This is a genomic window from Anaerolineae bacterium, from assembly GCA_013178165.1.
Taxonomy (GTDB): Bacteria; Chloroflexota; Anaerolineae; order Aggregatilineales; family Ch27; genus Ch27.
In genome coordinates this window covers 1-12003 of sequence record JABLXG010000049.1, presented here as the reverse complement: position 1 = coordinate 12003, position 12003 = coordinate 1, and the positions used below count along the sequence as shown (strand labels likewise).

Annotated in this window: 8 protein-coding genes; 3 read left to right on the top strand and 5 right to left on the bottom strand. The window is 64.5% G+C overall.

Annotated elements, in window-relative coordinates; all coding sequences use genetic code 11:
• Nucleotides 1-200: 200 nt before the first annotated feature.
• Together HPY64_17780 and HPY64_17775 are read right to left on the bottom strand one after the other, a co-directional pair.
• Nucleotides 201-884: a hypothetical protein gene (locus HPY64_17780; GenBank protein NPV68978.1), complete on the bottom strand. Its 684-nt coding sequence runs from the start codon at nt 882-884 to the stop codon at nt 201-203.
• Between the two features lie 90 nt (nt 885-974).
• Nucleotides 975-1835, bottom strand: coding sequence for a DNA adenine methylase (locus tag HPY64_17775; protein NPV68977.1), 861 nt, complete (start codon nt 1833-1835; stop codon nt 975-977).
• Between the two features lie 241 nt (nt 1836-2076).
• On the opposite strand from HPY64_17775, the gene HPY64_17770 reads away from it, so the two are divergent.
• The 3 genes from HPY64_17770 to HPY64_17760 all read left to right on the top strand — a co-directional run bounded on the left by HPY64_17770 (nt 2077) and on the right by HPY64_17760 (nt 7542).
• On the top strand, nt 2077-4080 hold the full coding sequence (locus HPY64_17770; protein ID NPV68976.1) for a hypothetical protein: 2004 nt from the start codon (nt 2077-2079) through the stop codon (nt 4078-4080).
• 59 nt (nt 4081-4139) lie between these two features.
• The gene (locus HPY64_17765; protein NPV68975.1) at nt 4140-5567 is read left to right on the top strand and encodes a DUF3459 domain-containing protein; all 1428 of its coding nucleotides are present in this window, start codon (nt 4140-4142) and stop codon (nt 5565-5567) included.
• Nucleotides 5568-5787: 220 nt separating this feature from the next.
• Nucleotides 5788-7542, top strand: coding sequence for a nucleoside kinase (locus HPY64_17760; protein ID NPV68974.1), 1755 nt, complete (start codon nt 5788-5790; stop codon nt 7540-7542).
• A gap of 25 nt (nt 7543-7567) precedes the next feature.
• On the opposite strand, the gene HPY64_17755 is transcribed toward HPY64_17760, so the two are convergent.
• The 3 genes from HPY64_17755 to HPY64_17745 form a co-directional block, all read right to left on the bottom strand.
• Nucleotides 7568-8683 carry a glycosyltransferase gene (locus HPY64_17755; GenBank protein ID NPV68973.1) on the bottom strand — a complete coding sequence of 372 codons (1116 nt, stop codon included), beginning with the start codon at nt 8681-8683 and terminating at the stop codon, nt 7568-7570.
• A gap of 4 nt (nt 8684-8687) precedes the next feature.
• Nucleotides 8688-10922: a 1,4-alpha-glucan branching protein GlgB gene (glgB, locus tag HPY64_17750; GenBank protein ID NPV68972.1), complete on the bottom strand. Its 2235-nt coding sequence runs from the start codon at nt 10920-10922 to the stop codon at nt 8688-8690.
• Between the two features lie 83 nt (nt 10923-11005).
• On the bottom strand, nt 11006-11785 hold the full coding sequence (locus tag HPY64_17745; protein ID NPV68971.1) for a mechanosensitive ion channel: 780 nt from the start codon (nt 11783-11785) through the stop codon (nt 11006-11008).
• Nucleotides 11786-12003: the final 218 nt, after the last annotated feature.

Here is a 12003-nt window from a genome sequence, read left to right as displayed (position 1 = left end):
TCTTCAATTCCCATGCCACTTGAATCTGTGTTATAGTGTCCATCGTGCGGCTCCTGTGATTGGGTTGTTTGTCTCGCAACCACAACAACTTTATCACGGAGTCGCATTTCTATTGAGAATACTGCGGGGGCGGGCAAAAGAGCCGCTCCCCGCATCCTCCAGCAGGGAGCGGCTCCCGGAAGACCACCGAGGGCAAAGGCTCAGCCTTCGGTTGGCTCACGTGGCTCTGGCTCCTCCTCCTCGGCCAAGGCCAGGTCGATGCGGCGGCGCAGTTCGTCGCTGATGGGTGGGGTTACCGTGCGTTTGGGCTTGCCTGATGGGGGTGTGGTCAAGAAGTCGTCTTCCGCTTCTTGGCGGCGGCTGGCCCGATCGCGGCGGAGCAGCAGCCAAAGGCCGATCAGGATCAGCGCAGCGGGCAGCACATAGCGGCCAAACCTGGCCCCGGTAAAGATGAACAGCTCAAAGAACGCAGCAAAAATGATGAAAGCAATCATCCCCCAGCGCACCAGCCCACGCCCGGAGGCCAGCGTCTTGCGGTTGCCGGTGCGGCGGCCCATCAATATGAACCCCAACCCCAGAAAGACCGGGTACAACGTCCAGACGTAGGCCCAGCTCTCCCAGCGGCCGGTCACGCTCTGCAGCAACAAGAGCGCGCCGGTGCCGGTGATGATTGCGCCGGGAATCGCCAGTGGTGCGGCATCTGGACCGCCTTTCCAGGCCGGGTACAGAAAAGCCAGCCCTGGGGCGATGATGAAGAACGGCCACAGCAGGCCGATCAGGCTAAAAGAAAAGAGGCCAAACTGGGCCAGCAGCAGGAACACCCCCACACCGATGATGACGACTGCCGCTGCTGTCCGCCCTGATCCGCTTTGTGCCTGACTCATACCATTGACCTCCCCCATAGTTGTCACCTGCACATTCTGTCCATGTATACGCAGGGCGGGCGCGGCAGGTTGCAGGCCGGGCAGGCGTCATCAGGCGTTCAGGATGACTACCTCGCTGATCGGGCCACGGCGGGCGGCGCGAGAGTTGATCGCCCGCCGCGCCTGCACGATCTCAATCCGGAAGCCCCGGTACAGTTCGTGCACCAGCGGGGCATCCGCGTTGCTAAGCATGACTCGCACGCCGTGGCGATCCAGCGCGCGGAAGACATCAGCCAGCGCCCGCTGGTCGGATTCGCCGAAGTCCTCCCTGGCATAGCTGGTGAAGCTGGCCGTCTGGCTGAGCGGCACGTAGGGCGGATCGAAGTAGACAAAGTCACCGGGCCGGGCCTCGTCGAGCACAGCGCGGAAGTCGTGGACGGCCAGGTCAACTCCCTGCAACGCCGCGGCCGCCGCCCGCAGCCGCCCGGTATCCAGGATCGGCGGTCTACGGTAGCGGCCCGGCGGCACATTGAAATGCCCCCGGCTGTTGACGCGCCATAGCCCGTTGTAGCAGGTCTTGTTGAGGTAGATCATCCGCGCCGCGCGCGCCGCCGGAGGCAGCGATTCCGGCCAGCCGGGATGGCGATCCATGGCGCGGACGGCGTAATAGTGGCCGCGGCCACCTGCGGCATGAGCGTCGCGATGGTCCGCCAGCAGGGTGATCACCACCTCCACCTCATCACGCACCGCCTGGTAGACGTTGATCAGCTCCGGGTTGATATCCCACAGCGTGTAATTCCCGGCGAAGTCCCGCCCGCGCAGATAAAAGAAGACGGCCCCACTGCCCACGAACGGCTCGAAGTACCGTGCCGGGCGTTCCGCCGGGAAGAACGGCGCGTACTGAGCCAGCAGCTGGCTCTTGCCGCCAGCCCACTTCAGGAACGGGCCAGCTGTGATACCGTTATCAGCCAGGCGTTCAGGCACAGGCAAACTCCACCGGAAAGGACAGGATCACGCGGCTGGCAATTATAGCACGGCGCAGCAAGGGTCACGTGGCCGGATGGTGTGAGCACCGCTGGAGGGCTACGGACACCCTTCTGTTTCGCCATTCCCTGCTACCTGTCCCCCCCTTGTGCAACTTGGAGCGGAAAGCGTCTCATGATACCATACAACGCAGCGCGGGCACACCTGCCGGGCGGAAAAGCGAGCGAACGTGGCCTACCGGGCGCGGCTGTCCCTGCTTCTCGTTATCTCCCTCGTGCTGATCATGGGCGGCACGATCCTTGATCTCCGGCCTCTGGCGGCCCAGGAGGGACCTACGGCTACCTGGACGCCGGTCGGCGACTATGTGCTGGCCGATGACGCCTACCTGCGCGGCGGGCCGGGGCGTGAATACCTGGCTGTCGGGCGGGTGATCCGCGGCCAGCGGGTGATCCCGGTCGGACGCAACGCCGACCAGAGCTGGGTGATGTTGCTCTATGGCGCGGGCTTTGGCTGGATCCGCGCCGATCTGGTCACCTGGGCTACCGACCTGAGCACCCTGCCCGTGCTCAGCCCCGACGCCCTGACGCCGTCGGTCAGCCCACCCCGCTATACGGCCACGCCGTTCTTCCCCACCGCCACGCCACAGGGCAACTGGGCCAATGTCGGGCCGCAGGGCGCGTACCTGCGGGCCGGGCCGGGCCGCACCTATCAGGTCATGGGCGCCCTCCACGCCGGGGATGTGGTTGAGCCGGTCGCCAGGAACACGGATACCACCTGGATCATGGTCCGGCACGGCGATGGATTCGCCTGGGTGCGGGTCGATCTCGTCCGCTGGCAGGACGATCTGGACGCGCTGCCGGTGGTGGATACCAGCAATCCGTTTAACCTCACCCCGTCGCTGACCTTCACGCCGACCAGCACCACGACCGGCACGCCGTCGCCGACTCTGACCCTGACCCCTTCGGCAACAGCGACTCCATCAGCGACGCTGACCCTATCAGCGACGCTGACCCCATCAGCGACGGCGACACCATCGGCAACCCTGACCCCGTCAAACACCCCTACCGGCACCCTGACGCCAACCGACACAGCAACGGCAACGCTGACGCCGTCAGCGACACTGACCCCGTCAGCAACAGCCACGCCGTCTGATACCGCGACCGCCACGGCAACGGCCACGCTCACGCCCACGGCAACGGCAACGGCCACCCCATCGGTGACGGGTACACCTACGCCGACGCTGACGCCGACCGATACGGTTACGGCAAGCGTAACGTCGTCGGCGACCAGCACACCCACGCCGACGGCGACGCCTTCCCACACGCCGACCGACACCGCCACCGTAACGCCTTCCGCCACGCCAACCCCCACGCCCTCGGCCACAGACACGCCGAGCGCGACGGCAACGCTGACCCCATCGGCGACCGAGACACCCACGGCGACGGCTACGCCCAGGCCGACAGATACGCCTGTCCCGCCAACAGCGGCACCATCCGCGCTGGCAGCGACCGCTACGCCTGAGGCGACGCAGACGCCCGCGCCAGCGGAACAGCCCTCAGCCACGACGGTAGCGCTGGCCATCCCGCCGACCTTCACACCGATGCCAACACCGCGTCCGGCAAACGAGACGCCCACCCGCACCCCATCGCCAGCAGCGACGCCTGTGCCCCCTTCGGCGACGCCGCCCCCCGGCCCGACTTCCTCGCCAACGCCGCCTGCCACCGCCAGCCTTCCGGCAGCAGGCGAGGGCACAGCGGCGGATGGCGGGCTGCTGGCCCGCTTGGCTGCCCTGCCGCGTGATGTCCTGATCGGCGGCGGGCTGGCCCTGCTGGTGATCATCTACGCGATCCTCTATGCCCTGGGCGCGATCGGCGCGGCCCGTTACGCGGGCGGCTTTGTGATCGAAACCTGCCCTGTCTGCCAGCGCGGCGCATTGACGGTGGTCAACCGCGGACGGCGCCTGCTGGGCATCCCGCGGGTACGGCGCACCGTCCACTGCGACTACTGCGGCTCGGTGCTGCGGCAGGTCGGGCGGGCGCGCTGGCGTTACACGGTCGACGGCGACGAGAACCCTGCCCTCTACCGCCGCTACAATGGCCGTGAGATCACCGATCGCGAGTTGATCGACCTGGGGCGACCGGCACGGATGCAGATGATCCCGCCGGAAGGGCCGCGCGAGAACTTCCAGCCGCCGCAGTACATCGAGGAGGATTCCCCGCCCGACGAGAAATAGCCGCGCCGCCCGTGTATCCTCCTTGTTATCCGTCTTCATCCGACAGGAGAGCAGTTTAGATGACCGTGCAAACGCCCGACTGGGTGAAAGATGCCGTGTTCTACCAGATCTTCCCCGATCGCTTTGCCCGTAGCGCGGCGGTTCCCAAGCCCGCCAACCTGGAAAGCTGGGACAGCCCGCCGACGGTTCATGGCTTCAAAGGCGGCGATCTGCTGGGGGTGATGGAGCGCCTGGATTACCTGGAGACGCTGGGCGTCACCGCCATTTACTTCAACCCGATCTTTCAATCGGCCTCCAACCACCGGTATCACACCCATGATTACCGCCATGTCGATCCGCTGCTGGGCGGCGATGCGGCGTTCCGCGCTCTGCTGGATGCCGCCCATGCCCGCGGCATGCGCATCGTGATCGACGGTGTGTTCAACCACGCCAGCCGCGGCTTCTTCCAGTTCAATATGACCCTCGAATGCGGGGAGCATTCCCCCTACCTGGACTGGTTTACTTTCCACGATTTCCCGGTCAAGGCCTACGGCGTCCGCAAGCCCAACTACGCGGCCTGGTGGGATTTGCCGGCGCTGCCCAAGTTCAATACAAAGACGCCCGCCGTGCGCGAGTTCATCTGGGGTGTGGCCGAACACTGGATTCACTTCGGCGCGGATGGCTGGCGGCTGGACGTGCCGGAGGAGATCGACGATGACGAGTTCTGGCGGGAATTCCGGCGGCGGGTCAAGGCCGCCAATCCAGATGCTTACATCGTTGGCGAGATCTGGTTCCCGGCCCAGCGCTGGCTGGCCGGCGACCAGTTCGACGCGGTGATGAACTATTTATTCACCCGCCCGGCCATCGGTTACTTCGGGCGGCGGACGCTCAGCGGGCTGCATCACGGGCCGTACGAGGTCAAGGCGCTGGATGCGAAGGCCTTTGCCCGCCAGATCGAGGAGACGATCAGCCTATACGACTGGGAGATCGTACAGGCTCAGCTGAACCTGCTGGGCAGCCATGATACGCCGCGCTTCCTGACCATGGTTGGCGAGGATGCCAGCGCGTTCAAGCTGGCCACCCTGTGCCAGATGACCCTGCCCGGCGCGCCATGCGTCTACTACGGCGATGAGCTGGGGCTGACCGGCGGGTACGAGCCTGCCTGCCGCAATACCATCCCCTGGGACCGACTGGAAGCCCTGCAAGGCGAGCTATGGCAGGTCACCCGGGAAACAATCGCGCTGCGCCGGGCGCATCCCGTCCTGCGGCGCGGGACGTACACGACCGTGCTGGCGGAAGGCGACCGGCTGGCCTACCGCCGCGATCTGGGCAGCGATGCGGCGCTGGTCATCTTCAACACAGGCACAGCGCCCGCCGCCTTTGACCTGCCCTTTGAGCGGGCCTTTACGGTGGCCTATGGCGCGCCAGCAGACGTTCAGGCCACCGGGGGGCACGTCCGACTGACCCTTTCAGCGCGGAGTGGCGCGGTACTGCTGGCAGAGGATTAGCGCGGCGGGCCAGGCGCGGTATGATAGAGGCGGAGAGGGGCGCGGGAGGCCGTGCCCTTCCTTTTCACCGGCGGCATCAGCGATCCTCAGGCAGGCCGCCGGGGCGGAAAATCGCCAATCTTTAGGGGGGTGGCCCCGGGACCTGGCGGGTATCCTCAGGCTATCCCTGAGTCAGTTGTAACGCTTCAGGCTCGATGATCGTGAGGTATGCAGTACCACCATGACCACCAACCATCCCGTACTCGTGACTCCGGCTGAGCCGCGCAAGGAGGCGCTGGTCACCTTCACTGACGGGACAATCCTCAGCGCTCCGATCGGCACACCGCTGGAGGAATACTTCCGCGCTTGGCACGCCATGAAAGGCGGCGACCGTCCGATCGCGGCCCTGGTTGAAAACGAGTTGCGTGAACTAACCATCCCGGTCGAGCACGACCTGACAGTTGAAGCGGTGACGCTGCGCAGCAGCGATGGCGGTCGCATCTACCGCCGTTCGCTGGTCTTCCTGCTGGTGGTAGCAGCGGCGGAACTGTTCCCGGAGGCGCAGGTGGTGGTCGACCACTCGCTGCCGACCGGCGCCTACTATTGCCGCCTGCGTGGTCGTCCGCGCCTGAGCGAGACCGAACTGGCGCAACTTGAGCAGCATATGCAGGCTATCGTCGCTGCTGATGACCCGATCCGCCGTCGTCAGGTGCCCCTGGAGGACGCCATCGCCCTGTTTAAGATGCGCGGCGATGATGACAAACTGCGCCTGCTGACCATCCGCGAGAAAGATTACCTGGTGCTGTACACCCTGCGCGGGATTGCCGATTATTTCTTCGGCTACATGGTGCCTTCCACTGGCTACCTCAGGACGTTCAAGCTGCGGCCCTACCCGCCGGATGGCTTCCTGATCATGTATCCCCGCCAGGAAAGCCCGGAAGTCATCCGCCCCTATGAGCCGAGCGACAAGATCGCCGACGTGTTTGAGCGCCAGCAGCACTGGCTGGAGCTGCTCGGCGTGGAAGATATCGGCGCGCTCAACGACGCCGTCAACAATGGGCGCGGGCGGGAGCTGGTGCTGGTGGCCGAAGCGTTGCACGACCAGCACATCACGGAGATCGCCGCCCGCATTGCCGCCCGCCATCAGGAGGGGGTGCGCCTGGTGCTGATCGCCGGGCCGTCTTCTTCCGGCAAGACCACTTTCTCCAAGCGTTTGGCCGTGCAATTGCTGGCTCAGGGTCTCAAGCCCTACCCGCTGGCGATGGATCACTACTTCGTCGACCGGGACAAAACCCCCCGCGACGAGCAGGGTCAGTACAACTTCGAGGCGCTGGAAGCGCTCAACCGCCCCCTGCTCAACGAGCAGTTGCTGGGCCTGATGCACGGCAAGGCCGTGACCATCCCCCACTTTGACTTCCTGACCGGCAAATCACAGCCGGGGAAAACCGTCCAGCTTTCACCGGAGCACATCCTGATTGTGGAAGGCATTCACGGCCTGAACCCGGCACTGCTACCGGACATCCCGACCGATCTGACGTACCGGATCTACGTCTCCGCCCTGACCCAGTTGAACATCGACCGGCATAACCGCATCCCGACAACCGACGTGCGCATGTTGCGGCGGATCGTGCGCGATGCCACGTACCGCGGCTACACCGTTATGGATACCCTGGAGCGCTGGCCGAGCGTCCGGCGCGGGGAGAAACAATACATCTTCCCCTACCAGGAAAACGCCGATGTGATGTTCAATACATCCCTGGTCTACGAGCTGGCAGTGTTGCGCCCGCTGGCGGAGCCGCTGTTGCGCCAGGTCAGCCGCCATTCGCGCAACTACACCGAGGCCAAGCGGCTGCTTTCCTTCCTGAGCTGGGTGCGACCGATGCCGGAGGATCTGGTGCGCTTTATCCCCTACGACTCACTGCTGCGGGAATTCATCGGCGGTTCGATCCTGCGCGACTATATGCCCGGCGAGAGCGAAAGCTGGCCCACGGATTGAGGCAGCGCCGGTAGAGAGGCGCCAATCAGCGCCGCCGCTGGCCCTGCTGGAAATCCGCCCAGGCTTCCTCGACATAGGCGGCGATCTGCCGCCGGAACACGCCTGTGTCAAACCGGAGGGCGTGGGCGCGCAGCGTTGCCGGATCGTAGCGGGCCGGATCGAAGGCTTGCAGAACCGCCGCCAGACTTTCCACCGTTTGCTCCGGGAAATGCTCGCCGGTCACGCCAGGGATCACGGTCTCCAGCGCGCCGCCGCCCGCATAGGCGATCACTGGCCGTCCGGCGGCGTTGGCCTGTAGCGGCGCGATGCCGAAGTCTTCCAGCCCCGGAAACAGGAAGGCCCGGCAGCGGGCCATCAGACCGGGCAGTTCATCCTCCGGGACGTAGCCCAGAAACTCAACCGTTGGCCCGGCCAGCGCCCGCAGACGCTCCGTATCGCGCCCGCGCCCGCCGACCTTGAGCGGCAGACCCAGCGCCGTGCAGGCCTGCACGGCCAGGTCCAGCCGCTTATAGGGGATGTGACGGGAAACGACCAGGAAGTAGTCCCCGACTTCCTCCGGCGGGACAGGCTGGAAGCGGGCGGTTTCCACTGGCGGGTAGATGATCATTGACTCGCGCCCGTAGAAGCGCCGGATGCGCTCCTGAATCTCCGTGCTAATGGCGATAAAGTGATCGACGCGGTTGGCGGCGGCACGATCCCAGCGGCGCAGCAGGGCGATCAGCGGGCGCAGCAGAGCCACCTGCGCCGGGCTGAGGGCTTCCCGCTGGACATAGCTTTCGAACTGCCAGACGTAGCGCGTGGGAGTCAGGCAGTAGCAGATGTGCAACGTCTTTGGCCCATGCTGCACGCCATGACAGAAACCACTTTTATTGCTGAGGATCACATCATAGCCAGAAAGATCCAGCCCGCTCCAGCCCAGCGGGTAAAGCGGCAGGTAGGGCTGGTGGTGATCGTGGATGCCTGGCAGGCGATTCAGCCACAGGGTGCGGATGTCCCGGTCGCGCAGGGCGGCAGGCATCCGTGCCGGGGCGTAGATGCTGGTGTAGATCGGAGCGTCGGGGTAGAGCACGGTCAGGTCGGCCAGCACATCCTCCGCACCGCCGACCTGGTTGAGCCAGTCATGAACCAGGGCGAGCTTCATGGGGTCAGTCCTGGCCCGCCAGCAGGTATTCGCCGGCCTTCTGCCGCTTGAGGATCACGATCCCCAGCGGCGGGAGGGTCAGGCTCAGGCTGTGCGGGTAGCGGTGCCAGGCAATCGGCTCCGCCAGTCGGCCACCCAGGTTGCCCACATTGCTGCCGCCATAGCTCTCGGCGTCGCTGTTGAGCACCTCGCGGTAGTAGCCTGCCTCCGGCACGCCGATCCGGTAGCCGTAGCGCGGCACAGGCGTAAAGTTGAGAACGACCACCAGGTAATCCCGCCGATCCCTGGCAAAGCGAATGTACGAATAGACGCTCTGCTCGGCGTCGTTGGCCTCGATCCACTCGAAGCCTTCGGGGGTAAAGTCCTGCTCATAAAGCGCCGGTTCGCGGCGGTAGAGATGGTTGAGGTCACGCGCCCAGGCCTGCATCTTGCGGTGCATCGGCCACTCGTCCAGCAGGTGCCAGTCCAGGCTGCGCGCCTCGCTCCACTCCGACCACTGGCCGAATTCCTGACCCATGAAGGTCAGCTTCTTACCGGGGTGGGTGTACTGGTAGCCCAGCAGCAGGCGCAGCGTGGCAAACTTTTGCCACCAGTCGCCGAAGGCCTTGTTGATCAGCGATCCCTTGCCGTGTACCACCTCATCGTGCGAGAGCGACAGCACGAAATTCTCGCTGAAGGCGTACATCAGTGAGAAGGTCAGGTTATGGTGGTGGAAGCGGCGGTAGATCGGGTCAAGCCGGATGTAGTCCAGCGTGTCGTGCATCCAGCCCATGTTCCATTTGAGGGTGAAGCCCAGCCCGCCCAGATAGGTCGGGCGGGAGACCATCGGCCAGGCGGTCGATTCCTCGGCGATTGTGACCGTGCCGGGGGCCTCGCCATGCACGACGGTGTTCAACTCCTGCAGGAAGCGGATGGCCTCCAGGTTCTCATTACCGCCGTAACTGTTGGGAATCCACTCCCCGGCCCGGCGGCCAAAATCCAGGTAAAGCATGGACGACACCGCGTCCACCCGCAGGCCATCGATGTGGTATTCCTTCAGCCAGAAGATGGCGTTGGAGAGCAGGAAGCTGCGTACCTCATTACGCCCATAGTTGAAGATGTATGTGCCCCAGTCGGGGTGCTCGCCTTTGCGGACGTCGGCATGCTCGTAAAGATGCGTACCATCGAAATAGCTCAGGGCGTGGCCATCCTTGGGAAAGTGCGCCGGTACCCAGTCCAGGATCACGCCGATGCCGTGCTGGTGGCAGCGGTCGACAAAGTACATGAAGTCATGTGGCGTCCCGTAACGGCTGGTCGGGGCGTAATAGCCGGTGACCTGGTAGCCCCAGGAGCGATCCAGCGGATGCTCGGCCACCGGCATCAGCTCGATATGGGTGTAGCCCATGTCGCTAACATAGGGAATCAGCGCGTCAGCCAGTTCACGGTAGGTCAGCCACTCATAGCCGTTCTTGCGCCGCCAGGAGCCAGCATGCACTTCGTAGATCGCCATCGGCCCGGCCAACGGGTCGCGTTCGGCGCGGGCGTGCATCCAGGCGCGGTCGCCCCAGGCATAGGCATCCAGATCGATCACGATCGAAGCCGTGCGCGGGCGCATCTCCGCCAGAAAGCCGTAAGGATCGGTCTTTTCCGTGTGGTAGCCTTCCACGCGGGAACGGATATCGAATTTGTAACGGGCGCCTGGCTCCACGCCGGGGATGAACAATTCCCAGACCCCGGCGGGAATATGCTCTCGCATGGGGTGAACACGGGCGTCCCAACCGTTGAAGTCGCCGATCACGCTGACGCGGTAGGCGTTGGGCGCCCAGACGGCAAAATTGACCCCGCGCACGCCGTCCACCTCCCGGAGGTGCGCGCCCAGCTTGCGGTAGGCCTGGGAGTTGTGTCCTTCGCTGAAGAGGTACAGGTCATATTCAGTCAGCAGGGGGCCAAAGGCATAGGGGTCGGCGAAGGTCTCCGACAGTCCGGCGTAGGTCTCTCCCTCGAAATGGTAGCGCAGGCCGGGCCACCGCCCGCGTACGCGAGCCTCAAAAAACCCGGCGTCATGCAGGCGCTGCATGGGGTAGCGCGTGCCCGTTCGTTCGTTGACGACGGTCAGGGTACGCGCCCAGGGCCGGAAGGCGCGGATGCTGACCAGCGCCTGGCGATCGCGGACGGGGTGCGGGCCGAGCAGATCAAACGGCGCGCCGTGATCGCCCACAATCAGCGAGGCAATGGCGCTGGGATGAATATCGCTCGGCATGGCAGCCCCCATCTCCGGCCAGGAACACGCGCAGGACTGGCTTGTTGCCATTATAGCGCACGTCCGGATCCCGCCAACGTTCCTCAGTTCAGCAGCACGATCTCGGCTTCCGCCAGACGCTGGTGAACCATCGTCAGAATCTGGGAACGCAGATCCGCCGCCCGGCCAAAGCGAGCCTTGACCACCAGCGTCAGTTCTACCTGCTGGCCGAATTCGCCGGAGGTCAGTACCTGCCACGGCTCCAGCATATCGGGCAGGCGGAGGACAGCATCCTGTCCCAGCGCCTCCAGCAGGTTGATAGCGATTTGCAGGTCGGCGGTGGCGACCTTCAGGCGAATCTTGGCAGTGGAAAACGCGCCCCGGCTGAAGTTGCGAATGACGCGAATCTCACCGTTGGGCATTACATACAGCTCGCCAGTTGGAGCGCGCAGCAGCGTCGTCCGCAGGTTGATGGCCTCGATCACCCCCTCAATACCGAGGATTTCCACCTTTTCGCCGACATCGAACGTATCCTCGAAGATGAAGCCGATGCCGGTCAACCAGTCGCTGATCAGCGGTCGTGCGCCCAGCCCAAAGGCCGCGCTGAACAGGCCGACCATCCAGATCAGCGTGTTGGCGTCGACAAAGAAGCTCAGGCTGAGCAGGATGGCCACCATAAAGGCCAGGAAGCTGATCATGCTACTGAGCAAGTCCTGCAGGGTACGGCGGCGCTCCTCGCGCATTCGCAGCCGCTGCGGGGCCAGCCGGGCGACCACGCTGAAGGCAGCCACGAAACGACTGGCCAGGCGGTGCACCACCCAGGCGGCGGCGAAAATCGCCGCGATCGGCAGCACGTAACCCTTCAGGATGTCTGCAAAAGCCATCGCCCCCCCCGCTTACCCGGTCCGCTGTGCTACACTCCCCGTATGATACCTGATTAGCGCCGGACGACGAAGGCAGGCAGACATGAGCAGCGGTACTGTATCCTTTTCGGTTGAAATTCGTGGAATGGTTTTCATGTTCCTGCAACAGAATGAAGTCGCGTGTCATTTTGAGAGAAAATACACATGCGATTTGGTGCGTAGATGGGCAACCTTCAACC

Excerpts from the sequence above, each read along its gene's own strand:
- glgB (NPV68972.1), bottom strand. The coding sequence starts at position 10,922 with ATGCCGAGCGATATTCATCCCAGCGCCATTGCCTCGCTGATTGTGGGC.
- HPY64_17765 (NPV68975.1), top strand. The coding sequence starts at position 4,140 with ATGACCGTGCAAACGCCCGACTGGGTGAAAGATGCCGTGTTCTACCAG.
- HPY64_17780 (NPV68978.1), bottom strand. The coding sequence starts at position 884 with ATGAGTCAGGCACAAAGCGGATCAGGGCGGACAGCAGCGGCAGTCGTC.
- HPY64_17745 (NPV68971.1), bottom strand. The coding sequence starts at position 11,785 with ATGGCTTTTGCAGACATCCTGAAGGGTTACGTGCTGCCGATCGCGGCG.
- HPY64_17755 (NPV68973.1), bottom strand. The coding sequence starts at position 8,683 with ATGAAGCTCGCCCTGGTTCATGACTGGCTCAACCAGGTCGGCGGTGCG.
- HPY64_17760 (NPV68974.1), top strand. The coding sequence starts at position 5,788 with ATGACCACCAACCATCCCGTACTCGTGACTCCGGCTGAGCCGCGCAAG.